We start from the raw sequence: 23,896 nt of genomic DNA, 5'->3' as shown, positions 1-23,896 counted from the left end.
GTGTAAGTGCAGCAATGTATTTAGCTTATCGATACTAATAGGTCGAGGACTTGACCAATATTTATTTGATGTTCATTGATTAAAATATATATGTAGTTTTTAGAGTGTTAACTTTAAAGAAACTGGTTTTACTAGTTATAAAAATCTAATGCGGGTGTAGCTCAATGGTAGAGTTCTGGCCTTCCAAGCCAGCTGTGAGGGTTCGATCCCCTTCACCCGCTCCAAAAGATTATGTGGTTACAATAGCAGAGAGGATACACCTGTTCCCATTCCGAACACAGAAGTTAAGCTCTCTAGCGCTGATGGTACTTGGTGGGAAACTGCCTGGGAGAGTAGGACGTAGCCACGTAATCTTTTTTTGTATAAAATTTTATAAAAATGTAATTATTATATGTTTTTATTTGTCTTTTATAGATTTTTTTGGCAATAAATGATATAGTGAATATAATTAAATATTTAAATATTTAATTTTTTTTGTTTTTTTGTAAGTTTATTTTTATAAATTTCTTTAAAATTTTTGGGAGATACACTTTGACATACGTTTTAAAAGCAATTCTAACAGTAAGTAGGACAAAAAATAAATAAAATAGAAATTTGTGTTAAATAAGGAGATTAATATGAAAAAAAATGCAAGATTAATAACAACAGGAATTCTTTCAATGGCAATTGTTGCACCTACAATGGCATTTGCTACTGAATCTAATGCTATGGAAAATAATGATAATTTAAATATAAATTTGGAGAAAAAAAGTATAGTTTTAGGAAGTACATCAAAAGTAAGTGTAAAATTTAAAGAAAAGCCAGATGCTGATAGCATTACATTAAAATATAAATGCTATGACATGCCACTAGATACAACTCTGAACTACAATCAATCAACTGGATTATATGAAGGAACAATCAACTATAATAAAGACCCAGAATATTTAAATGTGTGGGAATTACAGGGTATAACAATAAATAGTGCAACTAATCCTAAGACTTTAGACAGACAAGAATTAGAAGCTATGGGATTAAATTTAAAAGACTACAATGTAACACAGGAGTGTATAATTGAAGACATAACTTCAAGAAAAGATGTAAGCAAATATATGAGAAAAACTTCTGCACCTATTACAGAACTTACAGGAAGTGATAGATATGAAACAGCAGTAAAGATAAGTAAAGAAGGCTGGAAAAATGGTTCAGATAAAGTAATTATAATAAGTGGAGATGTAAGTATTGATGGTATTATATCAACTCCACTAGCTACTACATATAATGCACCAATACTTTTAGTTGAAAAAAACAATGTACCAGCCAGTGTAAAAGCAGAATTAAAGCGTCTAAATCCTAAAGATGTAATAATAATAGGAGATGAGAATTCTATTTCTAAAACTACTGCTAATCAAATAAAATCAACTGTAAGTGCTAGTCAAACACGTTTGAATGGTTCTAATAGATATGAGACATCTTTATTGATAGCAAAAGAAATAGATAAAAATCATGATGTAGATAAAGTATATATAACAAATGCAAATGGTGGAGAAGTAGATGCACTTACTATAGCAGCAAAAGCAGGTCAAGATAAGCAGCCAATTATATTAAGTGATAAAGACAGTCTTACAAATGATACATACAAGTGGCTACAAAGTGAGGATTTACAAAGTGCCTACTTTATAGGTGGTCCTCAAATGTTATCAACAAATGTTATCAATAAAATAAATGATATAACTAAAGATAGTGTTACTAAAAATAGAGTATATGGAGCAGACAGACACGAAACAAATGCAAATGTAATAAAAACATTCTATACAGAGGATGAATTAGAAGCTGTTTTAGTAGCTAAGTCAGATGTACTTGTTGATGCTTTAGCAGCAGGGCCATTGGCTGCTAGTTTAAAATCTCCAATACTTATAACACCAAAGACATATGTATCTGCATATCACAAGGATAATTTAGAAGCAAAATCTGCTAATAAGGTGTATAAGATAGGAGGCGGATTGACTTCTAAGGTAATGAATTCTATAGCAGCGTCATTGTCTAAGCACAATACAACACCAACAGACCCAGGAACTAATAATGGAGCAAAGACAGTTATGATTGACCCAGGTCATGGTGGTTCAGATACTGGAACTACAGGTAAACCATTAGGTGGAATTAAAGAAAAAGATTATACTTTAAATACTTCACTTGCAACAACTGAGTATTTACGTTCAAAAGGAATAAATGTAATTATGACAAGAGATACAGATAAGACTTTATCTCTTGGAAATAGAACTGCCTTATCCAATTCTTTAAGACCAGATTTATTTACAAGTATACACTATAATGCATCTGATACAACTGGAAATGGAGTAGAAGTATTTTATAAACTTGCAGATAAAAATGGTGGAACTACTAAAACTGTAGCCACAAACATATTAAATAGAATTTTAGAGAAATTCAATCTTAAAAATAGAGGAATAAAAACAAGAACACTATCAACTGACCCTACAAAAGATTATTTATATGTTTTAAGAACTAATGATATGCCAGCTGTACTTGTAGAATGTGCATTTTTAGATAATGAAAAGGACATGAGTTTATTAAATACATCATCAAAAGTAAAAGACATGGGTACACAAATAGGTAAAGGTATAGAAGAGTCATTAAAATAGTATATAATGAAAATACTTAAAAACTCAGCATAAATTAATTTATGACTTTAGATTTAGTTTAAATTCATAAAATAAAAATATAATTCTATTATTAATAAAGACTATGTATAGATTTTTGCATATATAAGTGCAAATAGCATATACATAGTCTGTTTTGTAGTTAAGTTCTGCTTGATAGGATTAAGGTACGAGTATAGCAATGTATTTAACTTCTCGATATTAATAGGTCGAGGACTTGAACAATATTTATTGACTTACAAAAAATTGGTATAAAATTCTACAAAATATAATCATTATATGTTTTTATTTGTCTTTTATAGATTTTTTTGGTAATAAATGATATAGTAGAAATGATTAAATATATTTAATTGTGTTTATTTTTTGTAATTGTTTATTTTTTGTAATTGTTTATTTTTTGTAATTTAATTTTTAATAAATTTTTGCAAATTTGGGGCATACACACTTTGATGTGTTTTAAAAAATTAAAAAGACTAAAAAAGCAAGGTAGAAATCTATGTTAAGTAAGGAGATTAATATGAAAAAAAATACGAGATTATTAACAACAGGAATTCTTTCAATGGCAATTGTTGCACCTACAATGGCATTTGCTACTGAGTCTAATGCTATGGAAAATAATGATAATTTAAATATAAATTTGGAGAAAAAAAGTATAGTTTTAGGAAGTACATCAAAAGTAAGTGTGAAATTTAAAGAAAAGCCAGATGCTGATAGCATTACATTAAAATATAAATGCTATGACATGCCACTAGATACAACTCTAAATTACAATCAATCAACTGGGTCATATGAAGGAACTATCAATTATAATCAAGATCCAGAATATCAAAATGTGTGGGAGTTACAAGGAATAAGAATAAACAGTGCAAATAATCCTAAAACCTTAAACAAACAAGATTTAGAAAATATGGGATTAAATTTAAAAGACTACAATGTAACACAGGAATGTATAATTGAAGATATAACTTCAAGAAAAGATGTAAATAAATATTTGAGAAAGACTTCTGCACCTATTACAGAACTTACAGGAAGTGATAGATATGAAACAGCAGTTAAAATAAGTAAAGATGGCTGGAAAAATGGTTCAGATAAGGTAGTTATAATAAATGGAGATGTAAGTATCGACGGTATTATATCAACTCCACTAGCAACTACATATAATGCACCAATACTTTTGGTTGAAAAAAATAATATGCCTGATAGTGTAAAATCAGAATTAAAACGTCTAAATCCTAAAGATATAATTATAATTGGAGATGAGAATTCTATTTCTAAAACTAGTGCTAATCAGATAAAATCAGCTGTAGATTCTAATCAAACACGTATAAATGGCTCAAATAGATATGAGACATCTCTATTGATAGCAAAAGAAATAGATAAAAATCACGATGTAGATAAAGTGTATATAACAAATGGTAAGGATGGAGGAGAACTAGATGCACTTACTATAGCAGCAAAAGCAGGTCAGGATAAGCAACCGATTATAGTGACTGATAAAGATAGCATTACAAATATTACATATAAATGGCTGGAGAGTGAGGACTTACAAAGTGCCTACTTTATAGGTGGTTCTCAAATGATATCAACAAATGTTATCAATAAGGTAAATGATATAACTAAGGATAATGTTGCTAATAATAGAGTATCTGGAGCAGATAGACATGAAACAAATGCAAATGTAATAAAAAAATTCTATACAGAAGATGAATTAGAAGCTGTTTTAGTAGCTAAATCAGATGTACTTGTTGATGCTTTAGCAGCAGGGCCATTAGCTGCTAGTTTAAAATCTCCAATACTTATAACACCAAAGACATATGTATCTGCATATCATAAGGATAATTTAGAAGCTAAGTCTGCTAATAAAGTGTATAAGATAGGAGGCGGATTGACTTCTAAGGTGATGAATTCTATAGCTTCATCATTATCTAAGCATAATACAACACCAACAGACCCAGAAACTAATAGTGGAGCAAAGACAGTTATGATTGACCCAGGACATGGTGGTTCAGCACCTGGAGTAAGTGGAGCATTTGGAGGAGCCCTTGAAAAAGATTATGCTTTAAATACTTCACTTGCAACAACTGAATATTTACGTTCAAAAGGTATAAATGTAATTATGACTAGAGATACAGATAAGACTTTATCACTTGGAGGTAGAACTGCTCTATCTAATTCATTGAAACCAGATTTATTTACAAGTATACATTATAATGGTTCTACTAATAAACAAGGTCGTGGAGTAGAAGTATTTTATAAGCTTAAAGATAAAAATGGTGGAACCACTAAAACTGTAGCTACAAACATATTAAATAGAATTTTAGAGAAGTTTAATCTTAAAAATAGAGGGATAAAAACAAAAGTACTTAAAGATGACCCTACAAAAGATTATTTATACGTTTTAAGAACTAATAATATGCCAGCAGTACTTGTAGAATGTGCATTTTTGGATAATGCAAGTGATATGAAGTTAGTAAATTCACCTGCAAAAGTAAAAGAAATGGGCACACAAATAGCTAAAGGAATAGAAGAATCATTAAAGTAATTACAAATAGAGTGCTTAAAATTTAATATAAATTTATGATTGTGAGTTTATATTAAAGCTATAATTTGAAATATGGGTGTGTAAATATATAAAGACTATATATACATTGTTGCATATACGAATGCATAACAGTGTATATATGGTCTTTTTTGTAGTTAAATGCAATAATTTGATTGTATTTTGAGAAATGCACAATATGATATAATTAGATAATATACACTTAATTTAATTAAGGAAGGTGATTATGTGGAGTATTTATTTAAAAAAAGCAGTCTAAAAAAAGATGAAAATGAATCCTTAGGTAAATATAAGGAATTGTTAGATAGAACTGAAAATAACTCAAGAAGTATTATTTTATTAGTACCAAATAACAATACTAGAATAAGATATGAGAGGTCATTAGAATTAGATTATAGTGAAGAATTAAAAATAACAACATATATAGGATTTGTAAAAAAAGAATTATTAAAATACTGGGCACTTATAATAGAAAAATGTGAAGGAATAAATAAAAAATCTATATCTCCAACATTTATATCAAATAGTTTAAGTGAATATTTAATAATTAAAAAAGTTAAGGAAAAAAGAGTGAAAGAAGGATATTTTGAAGATATCACAGGAACAAATAAATCAATCGCAAAAAGTATAATTACAAATATAAATAAGTCAGCATTTAATTTAATTGACTTTGATTTTATTGGAGAAAAAATATATTCATCAAAGAAAAATAGAAATAGTATCTATAGATTTTCATATACTCAGATGGATGAAATTATATCATATTACATAAATACATTACTTTCAAATTCAATGTTAGATAATGCATTGAGTGTGTATCTATATAATAATTACCTTCTTAATGATGAATTTTATTTAAAAATTTTACTTAAAGAATTGAGATATATAATAGTTGATAGTCTTGAAAATTCAAGTAATGCAGAAGTAGATTTTATTGAAAAGGTATCAAGTAATGTATTAGAAAGCTATATATTCTTTGATTTTAGTAAAGATTATTCTGTGTTTAACAATATTGACATGGATTATATAAATGAAAAGATAATATCTAAAATTAAATTTAAAGAAGAAGTTAACTTTAAAAAAAGTAATATAAAAATAGAAGATTTATATTTATTACCTTCAAGTATAGAATTAAATCAATCAAGTCAACTGTATAATGAAATGTTAGATTTAGTGAGTGAAAAGGTTATAACTCTTATAGAAAGTGGGATATCTCCAAAAGATATAGCAATTATATCACCTATAAACAATACAATATTGGAGTATCAAATTAAGGATTCTTTGAGAGAAAGAAATATAGATGTTTTTAACACTAAAAAAGATAAAAAAGCTATAGATTATCCATATGGAAATGCTCTAGTGGTTGCTACTTGCATATTTTATGGATATTTAGACTTTATAAAAGATGAAGAATATATAAGTTTTTTAGAGACCATTTTAGACATAAACAGAATAAAAGCATTTAAGATTTTTAAAGAGACAAGGCATTTAGAAGTTGATAAAATAGAAGGATATAATCAATATCGTGATATTTTACAGTATATTGAAGAAAAGAAGAAAAGTGACATAAAAATACATGAATTTTTAATTCAGTTTTATATAGATAAAATGTTAAATTTAAAAGATGGTAAAAAGAATGTTGGCCTATGTAAACAAATAATAGCTGAAAGTGAATCATTTAGTGAAAGTGCAGACCTACTTGGATTGAAAGAGGAAAAGATTTTTATAGAAGCTTTAAAGACGACAATAAATGATTATTATTCTGTTATTGATATAGAAGAGTTAAAAAGCAAAGATAAAATAGTAATAGCGACTCCTTATTCATATATATCATCAAATATAGATAGAAGTATTCAAATATGGGTAGATATAGGAAGTAATTCTTGGAATATGAAAATAGAAAAAGATATAAGTAATTTAATTGTACTTAGAAAATCTTTTGAAGAGAAAAAAATTTATACAAATGAAATCGAAGAGTACTACAAGAAATACTATCTATATAATACAATATATAATTTATTGTTAAGTGCAAATAAAGTTTATGCATATAAGAGTGAATACACAATTAATGGTTATATTCAAGAAAGTATGCTATATGGTATACTTTTGAAACTCTCACATAAAGGGGATAAAATTTATGATTAATATAAATTATAGAGAAGACCAAATACCAATAATAAATTATGAGGATGGAACTATGGCAGTTCCAGCAGTTCCTGGGGCTGGAAAGACATTTATAATAACAAATTTAGTAGCTAAACTACTACTTGAACAGAAACATAAAGGTGGGAAAGTATTAGTTCTTACATATATGAATAGTGCTGTAAATAATTTTAAAGGTAGAATAAAAAAAATACTTGAAGAAAACGAAATAAACGATATTAACTCATATGAAGTAATGACTATACATAGTCTAGCTGTAAAAATAATAAAAGAAAAACCCGAAATAGTAATGTTGAGTGAGGATTTTAATATAGCTGATGATTTACAAAAAAGTATTATATTAAATGAATGTATAAATAAATTTAGATTTGATGGAGGAGAAAGAGCATTTAGATGGTTTCTAAAAGAGCAAAAAGATGAGAGATGGAAAGAGATAACTCTCGAAGCTTGGGAGAGAGGTTTTTTTGAATTTGCAGGAAATGCTATAAGTGAACTTAAATACAAGGGAATTTCTCCAGATAAGCTTGAAGAGATACTATCAAGAGGACACAAAGGCATGCTTAAAGTGATTTTGCCAATATACAAATTATATGATAGAAAATTAAAGCAAAATGGCTTGCTAGATTATGATGATATATTAATTTTAGCAGAAAAAACTTTAAGCTTAGATGAAGGACTTAGAAAAAAATTCCAAACTAGATATAAATATATTTTTGAAGATGAATGTCAAGATTCAAATGAAATACAAGGGAATATAATAAAAATTATATCGAGTGAAAACAATAATTTAGTTAGAGTGGGAGATATAAATCAGAGTATAACAGGTACATTTTCATCATCAGACCCTAAGTTTTTTAAAGCATTTATAAAAAATGCAAAGTGTTGTTATAGGATGGATATGTCAAATAGAAGTTCAAAAGATATACTAGATTTAGCAAATACACTTGTAGAATATGTCACAAAAGAATTTAAACAAGAAGAATGTAGATATGCTCTTGAGGATATGCAAATAAAAACTGTTCCAACTGGAGTGGGATATAAAGAAAACCCTAATCCAGAGCATTATAATATAAATGTAAAATGGTATGATAGTTGGAAAAATGAAATAGAACAAACTGCTAAATATGTTAAAGGTATAAAAAAGAAATATCCAGATAAGAGTATAGGGATACTAGTTCCATTTAATGAACAAGTTACACAAGTTGCTAAGGAACTTAGAGAGTATAATCTACCATTTGAAGAATTGGGTCCAAATTCTTTAAGTAAAAGGATGGTTATAAATAACATAGCTTCTATTATAGATTTTATGCTAAACTGCGATGATATAGAAAAGTTAATAACCGTACTTGATAAGGTTTTTATAAATACAGATAATGAAATAGAAGAAAAGAATTTTTTAGATGGATTAAAAAACTATACAACAGAAGAAATTATATATGATTTTAAATTTAATAAAGATAAATTTGAACCACTAGAAATTAATGAGGAAAGCAATATATATACAAGTTTTAAAGATGGTATAGATATTATAAAACAGATATTAGAATACCCAATAATAAGGTTAGACCTGCTGATACTATTTATTGGTAAAAAGCTTAACTTAGAAAAAGAGGATAAAGCAGTATTAGATTATATATCTTTTTATATAAAGTATTTAGTTTCGGAAAATATATATATGGACTTAGAGGATGTTTACAATGTTCTATTTGATGTTAAAAATAAGGTGTTTAATCACATAATAGATGTAGTTTATGAGATAAATGGATATGAGCCAGAACCTGGCAGCATAACACTATGTAATTATCATAAATCAAAGGGCATGGAATGGGATTGTGTGTTTTTATTAGGTCTTGTTGAATATAATTTTCCTGACAATATTACTCAGAAATTTCAGAGTGATAAATGGTACTTAAAAGAAAAATACAAAAACCCAATGGCTATTATTAAGTCAGAAATTGAAGCTATACTAAAAGGGAGTATTTCAACTGATTACGCTTATCAAACTAAAATTGATTCTATAAATGAGAAGATTAGACTTTTATATGTAGGAATCACTAGGGCAAAGGAGATGTTAGTACTTTCAGGGAGTGCTTATAGAGATGAAAATGATATAGGAAATAAAAGAAAAGAACAGAAACCATGTGTCTATTTAAGAAGGCTGAATCGACATATTATTGAGAAAAGGTCAAATTAATATATAATAAATAGTTATTAAAAAATAAAGTTAAGAAAGAAGTGATATGATTGAATGATAAATTAAAATATTTTTCTTATAGTCAAAATTCAATTAACACATATAAGTCATGCCCACTAAAATTTAAGTATAAGTATATTGATAAAATAAATTGGAAAAATGATGATATAGGTAGTAGAGAGTATTATGATAGTTTAAAAACTGGAAGAGACTTTCATTTAATTTGTGAAAGATACTTTAGTAATATACCACTTGGAATCTATTTTAATGAAGATGACAAAAATAGTAAAAGATTTTTAAAATGGATTGAGAATATAAAAAAAATTGTTCCCATCGAAAAAGAAAAAATATATTTACCAGAATATGAAGTAAGGATGAATTTAAATGGGGACATATTACAAGCAAAGTATGATTTAATTGTAATTGGAAAAGGAAATATAGAGGTATGGGACTGGAAAACTGAATCTAAAAAGATTAACCATAAAAATGTAGAAAGTAGGATTCAAACAATAGTTTATATGTTTTTGGCAAAAGAAGTTATTCCGAAAGTTTTAAAAATAGAAGTAAATGTTAAAGATATAAGTATGAAATATTACCAACCTGAATTTGATGATTTGCCAATTAATATCTCATATAATGAAGAAAAACATGAGACAAATAGAAATAAAATTCAAAGCTATATAAACATGATAAAAAGTACTAATTATGAAGAACATACATACGAACACAATCTATACAATGATATAGAAAAGGTATATAATAAAGAAGAACGTATGTGCTATAGAAATAAAAGTCATTGTAAGTATTGTGAATTTAATAAATTATGCAATGGCAAAGAAATAGATTATAGTATTTTGGAGGCGGAAATTTATGGGACTTAGGTTTATATTAGGTAGATGTGGAAGTGGAAAATCTACATATATATTAGATGAAATTAAAAAAGAATCTCAAAAAAATGAAATGACATCTGTTATACTTTTAGTTCCAGAACAGTATACATTTGAAGCTGAAAATAGAGTAAGCAAGCTATTTTTAGGAGGAGAAAAGGACAAGTATTTAAGAGTTAGAGTACTTAGTTTTAAAACACTGAGCAACATAGTTTTTTCTCAAACAGGAGGATTAACAGATGTAAATATAAATTCTAGTGGAAAAGCAATGATGGTGTATCGAGCGATAGAAGATGTAAGTGAAGAGTTAAATGTATTTTCAAAATCAAAGTCACAATCTGGTTTTGTAAGTTCAATTACAGATATGATATCAGAAATGAAACAGTACAATATAAGCCCTGAAATGTTAGAAAACATATCTGGAGAATTAGAAAATGAGACATTAAGTTTAAAATTAAAAGACATAAGTAAGATATATAATTCTTTTGAAGGAAAATTACATGAAAATTATATAGATGCTCAAGATATGTTGACTTCATTATCAGGCAAAATAGAATTGAGTAACTATTTAGAAGGAGCTTATGTTTATATAGATGAGTTTACAGGTTTTACACCAAATCAATACAATGTTATAAAAAGTATATTAAATAAAGCTAAAGATGTTAGCATATCTTTGACTGTAGATAATGTTAATTATATTGGATATAGTAAAACAGATGTATTTTCTAGAACTAAGTTTACTTATTCAAAATTAACTCAATTATGTAATGAAGAAGGAATAAAAATATTACCACAAGTAAATTTGAATACAGGCGTTATAAAAAGGTTTGAAGAAATTCAAGAGTTACAACATTTAGAAAAATTTTATAATGCTTATCCATATAAAACATATATAAATCCAACTAAAAATATAAAAATAAAAGAATTTAATAATCTATATTCAGAGGTAGAAGAAATAGCTAAAGAAATTGTACATTTGGTTAGAGACAAGAATGTTAGGTATAGAGATATAACTCTTGCTACAAGAGACTTAAATAGATATGATTTTTTGGTACATTCTATATTTAATGAGTATAATATACCTAACTTTATAGATAAAAAGAGAGAGGCAAAAAGTAATCCAATAGTCATATTAATTATTTCAGCTTTAGAAATGAAAAACAGACGATATGGATATGAAACTATGTTTAGGTATTTAAAGAGTGGTCTTATAGGCATTGATAATGATGATATAAATTTGCTGGAAAATTATGTACTAGCCAATGGAATTAAAGGTAAGAAATGGTTTGATGAAAAATGGGATTATAGAATAACACAAAGTCTTTCTAATGAAGAAAGTGAGTTCGAGTTAGAATTAAAAGATAAAATAAATGAGATAAAAAATAGAGTATTAGAGCCAATAATAAATTTACAAGAAAAACTAAAAGGAAAAAATAGAGTAAAAGAAATTTGTAAGTATATATATGAGTTTTTACTAGATATAAGTATGCCAGAAACGATAGAGAGTTTAATAGTAAATTTTAAGGATAAAGGAGAACTTGACGTTGCTAATCAGTATTCACAAGTTTGGGATATAGTAGTGGATGTTTTAGACCAAATGGTGGAACTTATGGGTGAAGAAATAATATCCTTAGAAAAATTTATAAAATTAATAACTCTTGGATTTGATGAGTATGAGTTAGGGCTAGTTCCTCCTAGTATAGACCAAGTACTTGTAAGTAGTGTGGATAGAATGAAAAATCCAAATACAAAATACTTATACTTAATAGGAACTACTGATGGTGTATTTCCTTTAATTACAAAAGATAGTGGAATATTAAGTGATAATGATAGGGAAAGTCTTGGAAATAAAGGTATTGAAGTTGATATAGATAGTAAAACTAAAAGTTTTGAAGAACAATTTTTAGTATATAAAGCTCTTACTTCAACATCTGAAAATTTAATTATAACATATCCTATATCTGACCATGAAGGTAAGACACTTAGACCTTCAATAATTATATCAAGATTAAAGAAGATATTCCCAAATATAGAAAATAAAAGTTATTTAATAGAAGAAGATAAAAGAACTAATGAAGATATACTTAAAAAAATAACTGTAAAATCACCTACATTTAATGAGCTTATAAGTGTAATAAAAAACTACGATAATGATGAGTACAGCAAAGAAGAAATTAATAGTATCTGGTTAGATATATATAGATACTATCTAAAGGATGAACTGTATAGTTCTATAACAAAAAAAGTTATAAAAGGTCTTAGTTATACTAATCAAGTTCATAGAATTGAAGAGAAAAAAATAAGGTCATTATATAAAAGTAATTCTCTTAGTGTGTCTAGGCTTGAAAAATATGCAGAGTGTCCATTTGCTTATTTTATACAATACGGTCTTAAAGCTAGGAAGCGTAAAGAATATTCATTTACACCACCAGATTTAGGAACCTTTGTTCATAATATTTTAGATAGATTTTCAAAAGAGCTATCACAAGATAATTTATTGTGGAAAGATATTGATGAGGAATATATAGAACTAAAGGTAGGTATTATAGTTGATGAAATAATCTCAAAGATACCAGGGTATATATTAAATAGTTCTGAAAGATATAAATATCTTGCATATAGATTAAAGAATATGCTTACAACAGCTATAAATATAATTAGCCAACAGATAAAACAAGGTTCATTTGAACCTGTAGATTATGAAGTTAAATTTGGTAAAGATGGTAAATACCCTCCTATAAAAATAGTTTTGAATAATGGAGAAGAAGTAAATTTAATTGGTCAAATAGATAGAGTAGATGAATTTGAAGAAGGTGAAAACAAATATATAAGAATAGTAGATTATAAATCAGGTAATAAAACTATAAATTTAACAGAGATATACTATGGTCTACAATTACAATTACTTGTGTATCTTGATGCAATACTTGAAAGTGTAAAAGAAGAAGATATAAATTTAAATCCAGCAGCAATATTATATTGTAGAATAAATAATCCAATAGCAAAGTTTAATGAAGATAAAGATGATACTGAAATTCAAGAAGCTATACTAAAAGAACTTAGAATGAAGGGGCTTGTGGTAAAGGATTCTCATATAATAAAAGAGATGGATAAATCATTAATAGATGGAGAAAGAAAAAATTCCTTAGTAATACCAGTAGGTCTTACAAAGGATGGAAATGTAGGTAAAAGTACATCTACAGTAAGTTATGAAGATTTTAGGTTACTTAGAAAATATGTAAAACATGCGATAAAGGATTTATGTGAAGAAATGTTAAGTGGTGAAATAAAGATATCTCCATATAAACATAAAGAGGGAACATCATGTGATTTTTGTGATTATTCAGCTATATGTCAATTTGATTCAACTATGAAAGATAATAAATATAAAATTTTAAATAATAAGAGCAATGAAGAGATAATAAAAATGATGGAAGGAGATGTTGATTGATGAGTTCTCCTAAATGGACAAAAGAGCAAACAGAAGTTATAGAAAGTAGAGACTGTAATTTACTTGTTGCAGCTGCTGCGGGGTCGGGAAAAACAGCAGTACTGGTTGAACGTATAATTCAAATGATAACAAGTAGAGAAAATCCAATTGATATAGATAAATTATTAGTAGTTACATTTACTAATGCAGCTGCATCAGAAATGAGAGAGAGAATAGGTGATGCTATAGGAAAAGCATTAGATGAAAATCCAGAAAATAAGCATTTACAAAATCAACTTGTTTTATTAAATAAATCAAGTATTACAACAATACACTCATTTTGTTTAGATGTTATAAAATCGAACTTTCATAGAATAAACTTAGACCCTAATTTTAGAATAGGAGACCAAACTGAATGTGCTATTTTGAAACAAGAGGCAATCGAAGAAGTATTTGAAAAATTATATGAAGAAAGAGATGAGGGTTTCTTAAATTTAGTTGAAAGTTATGCAGAAAGAGGAGGGGACAAAGAAGTTCAGGATATTATTCTAGGAATATATTCATTTGCAATGGCTTCTCCTGAGCCTAAAAAATGGCTTATTGATTCAGCAGAGAGATTTAACATTGATGAGGATTTTGATTTTTCAGAATCTATTTGGGCTAGAGCTATATTAGATACTGTAAAAATAGAAATTGATGGAATTTGCTCAAATATGGAAAAGGCCTTAAAAGAAGTTAAGTCAATAGATGAACTAGAAACTTTTACAGAGAAGCTGTCGATTGAATATAAGAGAATGGTCGATATTTCAGAAGCATGTAATAAATCATGGAATGAGGCATATAAGAAGATGTCAAGTATGTCTTTTGAAAACTATGTCAAAGGTATAAAAAGGATACCAAAAGATGCTCCTTCATATATAAAAGAGTCAAAAGAAAAAGCAAAAGCAATAAGAGACAAAATTAAAAAATCTTTAGAAAGTATAATAAATTCTACGTTTAATAAAGATAATGAATCTATTAAAGATGAAATTAAATATCTTTATAATATAGTTAAACCAATCTCTAATATTGTTCTGAGATTTGAAGAAGAATACAGCAATAAGAAAAATGAAAAAGGAATAATAGATTTTAATGATATAGAGCATTTTGCCTTAAATATACTTACGAATATAGATGAGAACGGAAATATCATACCTTCTGATATAGCTATGGGGTATAGAGATAATTTCTATGAAATATTTATAGATGAATATCAAGATAGCAATCTTGTACAAGAAGTACTTCTTAAAACTGTGGCAAACATAGAGACTCCAAATAGATTTATGGTTGGCGATGTAAAGCAAAGTATATATAGATTTAGACAAGCAAAACCAGAGTTGTTTTTACAAAAGTACAATAACTATAAAGATGAAAAAGGAAGTTCTCACAGAAAGATAATGCTTTATAAAAACTTTAGAAGTAGGGAAGAAGTTGTAGACTCTGTAAATTATATATTTGAAAATATAATGAATGAGAATATAGGGGAGATTGAATATACAGAAAAAGAAAGACTTAATTTGGGTGCAGATTTTAAATCAGATTTAGAGGAGAACTCTATTGTTGGTGGAGCAACAGAAATACACCTTATACAAAAAAATACTAAACCTAGTAATGATATTATAAACAATAAAGATAATAATGCTAATAATGAAGAAAATGAAGTAGAAGAAGATGAAGAACTAGACAACATACAACTTGAAGCTAGAATGGTTGGAAAGATTATTAAGGATTTAATGAAAGCCAATGAAGATGGAAAGATTCAAAAAGTTTATGATAAAGGAATTGATGCCTATAGACCTGTGGAATTTAAGGATATAGTGATTCTTTTAAGAGCTACATCTGCATGGGCACCTGTGTTTGCAGATGAGTTGATGAATATGGATATACCTACTTATGCTGATGTTGGAGTGGGATATTTTGATACAATTGAAATAAAAACAATACTATCATTACTTCAGATAATAGATAATCCAATGCAAGATATACCTCTTATAGCTGTGTTAAAGTCACCTATATTTGGATTTACACCAGAGGATTTAATTGACATTAGAATTCAAAATAAAGATAAAACTTTTTATGAAGTTTTAGAGAGTACATCAGAGTATGATGAATTTACAGATTCACAGAATGAAAGTAAGTCGGATTTTGTACCAAGTGAAGAATGTATAAATAAAAGTAAAGACTTTCTGATTAAACTAAAGGAATTTAAAGAGAAATCAATGTACATGAGTACAGATGAATTTATATGGTATTTATATACAAAAACTGGATATTATGCTTATGTTGGAGCATTACCAGGTGGAAGTCAAAGACAAGCTAACTTGAAAGTACTTTTTGAGAGAGCAAAACAATTTGAAGAGACTAGCTTTAAGGGAATATTCAACTTTGTAAACTTTATAGAAAAATTAAAAAAATCTAGCTCTGATATGGGGGGTGCAAAAACACTTGGAGAAAATGCAAATGTTGTTAGAATAATGAGTATCCATAAGAGTAAAGGTCTAGAATTTCCAATAGTTATATGTTCTGCTATGGGAAAAAATTTCAATACTCAAGATTTTAAAAAGAGTATTTTATATCATCATAACTTAGGATATGGACCTCAGTTTGTGGACTATGAGAGACGAATTTCTTTTCCAAGTATAGCTAAAGAAGCACTAAAAAGTAAAATAAATATAGAAAATTTATCAGAAGAGATGAGAGTCTTATATGTTGCATTTACAAGAGCAAAAGAGAAACTGATTATAACAGGCTCTACTAGAAATGTACAAGATAGCATGAAAAAATGGTGTAGTGGAATTGAAAATTTAGATACAATATCACAATATGAAATACTAAAAAGTAAGAATTTCTTAGATTGGATAATGCCTTGTGTATTAAAACATAAAGATTTATCTAATTTATTGGAAGATATGGGATTAGATGTACCATTTAATGTTGAACATAATTCAAAATGGTATGGAAAGTTATGGAATAAGGATGATATTTTAATACAAAAGAAAAATGATGAAGAAAAAGAAAGTATTGAAGAAATTCTTGAAAAAATAGATGTAGATGAGCCTGATAGCGATTATTATACTGAAATAGAAGAAAAGTTAAACTATATATACCCATATGAATTTAGTACAAAAAAACCTGCTAGTATATCGGTTACAGAAATAAAAAAGATACAAAATAATTATGAAGAAGAGTTGATAAATACTATATTTGAACAAAAAATAACCTTAAAAAAACCTCTATTTATTCAAAATGATGAAGAAAAAGAAAAAATAAATGGAGCAGAAAGAGGTACAATAATTCACTTAGTTATGGAAGTTTTAGATTTAAAGAAGGTAAACAACATAAATGATATAAAGATGCAAATAAAAAGTTTTATTTCAAAGGGTATAATAACAGAAAAGCAAGCTAGTATAGTAAATCCTTATAAAATATATAAATTTTTTACATCTAACATAGGAAAAAGGATGTTAAATGCTGAACTTATAAATAGAGAAAAAGCAATTTATGCACAAGTAAATATGAAAGATATATATATTTATGAAGAATTGATAAAAAATGATGATAAGAAAATTTATGACAAAGAAAGTGTCATGTTAAGAGGTATAGTTGATGCTTATTTTGAAGAAGATAATCAGATAGTTTTAGTAGATTATAAAACAGATTTTGTAAATGAGGAAAATATAAATCAGATAATAGAGAAATATAAAAAACAATTAGACTTATATGCAGATGTTATTGAAACTTTAACTGGAAAATCAGTAAAAGAAAAATGTATATATTTATTTGGAGTTGATGAGGCTGTTTGTTATTAATTATTTTGATATAAATTAGACATAAAGATAAAGGGGAGGGGAAAAATGAGATTCATTCATACATCAGATTGGCATCTAGGGAAATCCCTAGAAGGTCATTCTAGAATTGAAGAGCAGGCAAAATTTTGTGAAGACTTCATAAAAATAGTAGAATCAAGTGAAGTTGATATGGTAATAATTGCTGGGGATATATATGATAATTCTAATCCACCAGCACAAGCTGAAAAACTGTTTTATAAAACAGTTTCAAGACTTGCTAATAATGGACAAAGATGTGTAATAATAATTTCTGGGAATCATGACAATCCAGAGAGACTTTCTGCAATAACACCTTTAGCACATGAACAGGGTATACTTATATTTGGTTATCCATCAAGTTCTACAGAAAAAGCTAAGTATGAAAAATTTGAGATAACAGAGGCTATACAAGGATGTACAACATTAAATATAAATGGAGAAAGTGTTGTAATTGCTACATTGCCTTATCCAAGTGAAAAAAGATTAAATGAGGTTTTTTCAAGTGAAGATGATTTGGAAAAGCAAAAGACTTACTCTGAAAAAGTAGGAGACATATTTAGAAGTTTAGGAGAAAATTTTAGAAGTGATACTATAAATATAGCAGTATCACATATATTTGTAATAGGTGGAGAGAGTACTGAATCAGAAAGACCTATACAACTAGGAGGAAGCTTTTTGGTTGAAAAAAAAGACTTACCAGAAAAAGCTCAATATACTGCACTAGGACATTTGCACAAACAACAAAAAGCTTCTGAACGATTAAATGCATATTATTCTGGCTCTCCACTTCAATATAGCAAAGACGAAAGAGCATATACTAAAGGTGCGTATATAGTGGATATAAAAGCAGGAGAAAAACCAAATATTGAGGAAGTTTATTTTAACAATTACAAACCAATAGAAGTATTTAAATGTAATGGTATAGATGAAGCTTTAGATATATGTGAGCAAAATCAAGATAGAGATATCTGGTCATACTTTGAAATAAATACTGATGAGATAATATCTCAGGGTGAAATTAAAAAAATGAAAGAATTATTAAAAGACATAATAGAGATAAAACCAATAATAACATCTTGTTATGAACAAGAAAGTGTAGATATAAAAGAAAAGTCTATGGCAGAATTATTCAAAGAATTTTATTCCTTTAGTAGAGGTGTAGAACCAAAAGGAGAACTTATGGATTTATTTCTAGATATAATAAGTGAAGAAGGTGAATCAACAGATGAGACCAATTAGATTAGAACTGACTGGACTTAATAGTTATATTGATAAACAAGTTATAGATTTTGAAAAACTAATTGAAAGAGGTTTGTTTGGAATATTTGGGACTACTGGAAGTGGGAAATCTACAATTTTAGATGCTATAACTATTGCTATGTATGGAAATATATCTAGAAATACAAAAGAATATATAAACAGTGTATGTGATAAAGCAATTATATCGTATGAATTTGAGATAGGAAGCAAAAATACAAGAAGAAGATACATTGTAGATAGAACTATTGTAAGAAGTAAAACAGGAACAAAGACTTCTGGTGCTAGATTAGTAGAGGTGTTAAATGATAATACAAAAAATGTTTTGGCTGATAAAGTTGTTGAAGTAAATGAAAAGGTGGCTCAAGTTGTAGGACTAACATCAAACGATTTTACGAGGTCAGTAGTTTTGCCACAAGATAAATTTAATGAGTTTTTGAGATTATCACGTGCAGATAGAAGAGATATGTTAGAGAGAATTTTCAATCTTGAAAAGTATGGAAGAAGTCTTGGAGATAAGGTAAAAAAGAGAAAAATTTTACATTTGCAAAAGTTAAAAGACTTGAAATCAAAATTAAGTCAATACGATGGAATTACAGAAGAAGTGTATAATGATATCAATCAAGAACTAATAGAGTTAAAAAAACTAGAAAAAGAGAAAAATAAAACTTTGGATTTAGCTCAAAAATCTTATGAAGAGAGTAAAGTAATATATGAGGAACAATTGAAACTAGAGAAAAATGAGCTTAGAAAAAATGAACTCAACCTAAAAAGCAATGAGATAAAGGAAAAGACTAATCTTGTAGAAAATGATAATAATGCAAGAAAAGTGGACCCATACATAGGAACAGTTCAAAATTTAGAAAAAAGAATAGAAGAAGATAGTTTTACAGTAGATAGATTAGATAAAAAATTAGTAATTTTAAATCAAGAACTTGAAATTACAAAACATAGATATGAAAAAATAAGTAAAATTAAAAATGAAGAAGTTCCTAAGTTAAGTGAGGAAAAAATAAAGTTACAACAAGCAATAAAATTAGAAGAAGAATTAGTTTTACTAGATAAGGAATTAAAAGAATTAAAAGAAAACGGTCTTGATTTAAGTAAGAACAAAATGGAGTTAGAAAAACTAAAAAAAGATTCTGAATCTAGAAAAGAAGCAGTTATTAAGTCTGTAAAAGAAATTGAAGGGAAAATAGATAAAGTAAATATAAGTGCAGAATTAAAACAAAAAATATTTTTAGCATATGAATATGAGAAAGATTATAATAAAGTATTAGAAGAGAAAACTCAAAAAATAAATAAACTAGAAGAAATATCTAAGGATACAGAAGATATAAATTTAAAGGTCAGATATATTGATAGAGACAAAAATGACATCAACCGTAACCTAGAAAGTTTGTCTCTTCATTTAGATGTTCTTCTTAAAAAATGTCCTGGCAAAAGTGAAGATTTGCTTTTAAAATCTGAATATGTAACTGAATTAAGGAATAAGGCAAATAATACCAAAGAAAATGAAATTAAGAAAAATAATATACAAGATGAATTAAAAGTAGTTTTAGAAAATAAATTTAATATTGAGAGAGAGTTAAATCTAGTAAATGAAAAGCTTGAGAACAATAGAAAAAATAGAGAAGACCTTGAAAAAGAGTTAGAAGAACTAAAATACTTGAATTTGGCTTCTGAGCTTAGACGTGAATTAAAAGAAAATGTGCCATGCCCAGTTTGTGGCTCAAAGCACCATGAAAATCATAATATAACTAATTATGATGAAAATATAGTTTTTGTTAAAGATAAATTAGATAAATTGGAAAAAGAAAAAGTAAGCATAAGACATAATATTGAAGAATTAAATGCTAAAGTAAGTGGTTATGTGTCTGTAGAAAAAATGAAAACTAAAGAATTGGAAGATGTAAAAGGAAAACTTGGGGAAATTCCATCTAGCCAATTATTTAAAAGACTTGATGACGAACAAAGAAAATTAGCTGTACTTAAGTCTAATATTCAAGAGTGGGAAAAAGAGAAAGAAAGCACCGAAAATAAAATAATATTGGCAAAAGAAGAAAAAAATAGAATTGAAAAAGAAGAATTAAAGATAAACGAAAGTTTGAATAACTATAAGAAATTAATAAAAGATTTAAATATCGAAATTGAAAGTCTGGAACATAAATGTAAGAAATTAAAACAAGAGTATTTAGGATTAAAAACAATCACTAAAGTTTCAAATCTATCATCAAAAGTAGAAGAATTAAGAGAAAATGAAAAAAAATTAGAATTATTAAATACTGGATATTCAAACTTATTAAAAAACAGAGATTTATTAGATATTAAAATAAGAGAACAAGAAAGTAAATTACATGAAATAGAGCTAGAGTTAATAAAAGCTAGAGAGTTATATGTAGAAAAAAAAGTGCATAGAGAAAGTAAATATAAAGAAGTAATTAATATAACAAAAGGTGATTTAGCTAAAAATCTTTTACATAATGTTGAAGAACGTATATGCAAGATACTAGAACAAGAGGAGTCTAGTAAAGTAAAGCTAGAAGAACAGAGGTTAGAATATGAAAAAAATCTTGCTGAGAAGCACAATATAGATGGAAGACTTAAAACTGCTAAAGAACAATATAAAGAGCAAAAAATAATATTAAATAAACTGCTATCAGAAAATAAGTTTGAAAGTATATATGCAGTAAAAAGAGCTTTATTAGAAGGTGAAGAAGTAAAAAAATTGATTGAAGAAATATTGGAATATGAAGAAGAACAAAAGTTATTATCGTTTAAAATAAAATCATCAAAAGAAAAGTTAAATGGAAGAATTATTAAAAAAGAATACTTTGAACAATTAAAAGATAATATTTATAATATGAAAGTAGAAATAGGAAATATATCCAAAGATATTGGAGCTAATCAAAATAAGTTGTTAACATTAAAAGATTCTTTAGATAAGATAAATGATTTTAATAAGGAACTTAGATTAGTTGAACATAAAGTAGATTTGTTAGAAGAATTAGATAAATGTATACAAGGAAATAAATTTGTAGAATACGTCTCTACAAATCAGCTAAAGTATATAGCTTTAGAAGCATCAAAAAGATTAGAAGGAATAACTAAAGGAAGATATGCACTTGAAATTGACTCAACACTCAATTTTGTAATGAGAGATAATTTTAATGGTGGAGAAAGAAGAAGTATTGATACTCTATCTGGAGGAGAGACATTTTTAACTTCACTATCATTAGCACTTGCTCTTTCATCTCAAATACAATTAAAAGGAAGTGCACCGCTGGAATTCTTCTTCTTAGATGAAGGATTTGGTTCATTGGATAGTGAACTTTTGGAGATTGTTATAGAATCATTGGAAAGATTGCATAGTAATAATCTAAGTGTGGGTATAATAAGTCATGTCGAAGAACTTAAAAATAGAGTTCCTGTTAAGTTATTGGTTTCATCTAGTGAAGCTGGAGTAGGTTCAAAAGTAAAAATTGAATACAGTTAGAAACAATATGTTAATTGAATATATTATCTAACATTTCCAAAAAATATATAATTGTGATATAATTAAAACTAATATTAAATTTATTTATAATTAATATCAATATAAAAAAACAAGTAAGTAGGAGTGTGGTAAGTGTTGGAATCGCCCAATAGTTTGGTCCAGATTATAATTTTAGTAGTATTACTTATGGGGTCTGCATTTTTCTCAGCATCAGAGACAGCTTTAATGTCTTTAAGTAAAATCAGAATTAGATATATGCAAGATGAAGGAGTCAAAGGAGCTAAGTTAGTAAGTTCATTAATAGAAAGCCCAAATAAACTTTTAAGTTCTATATTAGTTGGAAATAACGTTGTAAATATAGCAGCAACATCCATATCAACGTCACTGTTTATAGGGTTGATGGGAGAAAAAGGAGTAGCACTTGCTACAGCTGTTATGACAGTACTAGTGTTAATATTTGGTGAAATTACTCCAAAGACAATAGCAGCAAGTAACTCAGAAAAGGTTTCGCTTTTGGTATCTAAGCCTATAAGAGTAATTATATTTGTATTAAGACCAGTAGTATGGGTATTTAATATAATTACGAACGTTATATTTAAATTGTTTGGTATAACACATAAAGGAGCCAAGTCATTTATAACTGAAGAAGAATTAAAAACTATGGTAAATGTAAGCCATGAAGAAGGCGTCCTTGAAATGGAAGAAAGAGAAATCATAAATAATGTATTTGAATTTGGAGATATGCAAGCCAAAAACGCAATGATACAGAGAATAGATATGGTAGCTATAGATATGGAAGATAGTTACGATGAAATCATACAAGTATTTAAAGAAGAAAAACTAAGTAGAATGCCTGTATATGAAGAAACTATAGATGATATTGTAGGAATACTTAATATAAAAGATATTATATTTTTATCAGATGAGCAAATAGAGTCATTTGATATTAAAAATTATATGAGAGAACCATTTTTCACATATGAGTTTAAAAAGATAACACAGCTTCTTGAAGAGATGAAACTTGAAAAAAGTCAAATGGCTATAGTTGTAGATGAGTATGGTGGGACATCTGGGCTTTTGACTATAGAAGATTTAGTAGAAGTAATTGTTGGTGATATAGAAGATGAATATGATGAAGAAGATGATGAAATACAAGTTATAAAAGAAGATGAGTATATTGTAGATGGAAGTACTAAAATTGGTGATGTTAATGAACTTATAGGTGTAAACTTAGAATCTGAAGAATTTGATTCTATAGGTGGGTTTATAATTGGACACTTAAGCAGATTGCCAGAAGAAAATGAAGTAATTGAAGTTGATAATATAAGATTTTGTATAGAAAGTATAGAAAAAAATAGAATCAAAAAAATAAGAATATATACATAA

At 27.2% G+C, this 23,896-nt stretch carries 10 protein-coding genes, 1 tRNA gene and 1 rRNA gene; all 12 read left to right on the top strand.

Annotated elements, in window-relative coordinates; genetic code table 11:
- Positions 1-150: 150 nt before the first annotated feature.
- A tRNA-Gly gene (locus KGF52_RS03145) sits at positions 151-224 on the top strand.
- A gap of 8 nt (positions 225-232) precedes the next feature.
- Positions 233-349, top strand: a 5S ribosomal RNA gene (gene rrf / locus KGF52_RS03140).
- A gap of 268 nt (positions 350-617) precedes the next feature.
- Positions 618-2,639, top strand: coding sequence for an N-acetylmuramoyl-L-alanine amidase (locus KGF52_RS03135; protein ID WP_227839113.1), 2,022 nt, complete (start codon positions 618-620; stop codon positions 2,637-2,639).
- A gap of 535 nt (positions 2,640-3,174) precedes the next feature.
- Positions 3,175-5,199: an N-acetylmuramoyl-L-alanine amidase gene (locus KGF52_RS03130; RefSeq protein ID WP_227839112.1), complete on the top strand. Its 2,025-nt coding sequence runs from the start codon at positions 3,175-3,177 to the stop codon at positions 5,197-5,199.
- A gap of 246 nt (positions 5,200-5,445) precedes the next feature.
- Entirely contained in the window at positions 5,446-7,362 is a 1,917-nt protein-coding gene (locus tag KGF52_RS03125) for a hypothetical protein (RefSeq protein ID WP_227839111.1), read from the top strand.
- On the top strand, positions 7,355-9,574 hold the full coding sequence (locus KGF52_RS03120; protein WP_227839110.1) for an ATP-dependent helicase: 2,220 nt from the start codon (positions 7,355-7,357) through the stop codon (positions 9,572-9,574). The genes KGF52_RS03125 and KGF52_RS03120 overlap by 8 nt, the downstream gene beginning before the upstream one ends.
- Before the next feature lie 50 nt (positions 9,575-9,624).
- Complete coding sequence (locus tag KGF52_RS03115) at positions 9,625-10,455, top strand: PD-(D/E)XK nuclease family protein (protein ID WP_227827002.1); 831 nt, start codon at positions 9,625-9,627, stop codon at positions 10,453-10,455.
- Complete coding sequence (gene addB / locus KGF52_RS03110; RefSeq protein WP_227839109.1) at positions 10,445-13,912, top strand: helicase-exonuclease AddAB subunit AddB; 3,468 nt, start codon at positions 10,445-10,447, stop codon at positions 13,910-13,912. Before KGF52_RS03115 ends, addB begins: the two co-directional genes overlap by 11 nt.
- Positions 13,912-17,739 carry a helicase-exonuclease AddAB subunit AddA gene (addA, locus tag KGF52_RS03105; protein WP_227839108.1) on the top strand — a complete coding sequence of 1,276 codons (3,828 nt, stop codon included), beginning with the start codon at positions 13,912-13,914 and terminating at the stop codon, positions 17,737-17,739. The genes addB and addA overlap by 1 nt, the downstream gene beginning before the upstream one ends.
- A gap of 45 nt (positions 17,740-17,784) precedes the next feature.
- Entirely contained in the window at positions 17,785-18,996 is a 1,212-nt protein-coding gene (locus tag KGF52_RS03100; protein WP_227839107.1) for an exonuclease SbcCD subunit D, read from the top strand.
- Positions 18,983-22,510 carry an AAA family ATPase gene (locus KGF52_RS03095; RefSeq protein WP_227839106.1) on the top strand — a complete coding sequence of 1,176 codons (3,528 nt, stop codon included), beginning with the start codon at positions 18,983-18,985 and terminating at the stop codon, positions 22,508-22,510. Before KGF52_RS03100 ends, KGF52_RS03095 begins: the two co-directional genes overlap by 14 nt.
- 132 nt (positions 22,511-22,642) lie before the next feature.
- Positions 22,643-23,896: a hemolysin family protein gene (locus KGF52_RS03090; RefSeq protein WP_227839105.1), complete on the top strand. Its 1,254-nt coding sequence runs from the start codon at positions 22,643-22,645 to the stop codon at positions 23,894-23,896.

It is taken from the genome of Clostridioides sp. ZZV15-6597 (assembly GCF_020657815.1).
Taxonomy (GTDB): Bacteria; Bacillota; Clostridia; order Peptostreptococcales; family Peptostreptococcaceae; genus Clostridioides.
This window is presented reverse-complemented; position numbering and strand designations above follow the sequence as displayed.

Coding starts and splice junctions, on each gene's coding strand:
- KGF52_RS03130 (WP_227839112.1), top strand. CDS start 3,175: ATGAAAAAAAATACGAGATTATTAACAACAGGAATTCTTTCAATGGCA.
- KGF52_RS03095 (WP_227839106.1), top strand. CDS start 18,983: ATGAGACCAATTAGATTAGAACTGACTGGACTTAATAGTTATATTGAT.
- addB (WP_227839109.1), top strand. CDS start 10,445: ATGGGACTTAGGTTTATATTAGGTAGATGTGGAAGTGGAAAATCTACA.
- KGF52_RS03100 (WP_227839107.1), top strand. CDS start 17,785: ATGAGATTCATTCATACATCAGATTGGCATCTAGGGAAATCCCTAGAA.
- addA (WP_227839108.1), top strand. CDS start 13,912: ATGAGTTCTCCTAAATGGACAAAAGAGCAAACAGAAGTTATAGAAAGT.
- KGF52_RS03120 (WP_227839110.1), top strand. CDS start 7,355: ATGATTAATATAAATTATAGAGAAGACCAAATACCAATAATAAATTAT.
- KGF52_RS03135 (WP_227839113.1), top strand. CDS start 618: ATGAAAAAAAATGCAAGATTAATAACAACAGGAATTCTTTCAATGGCA.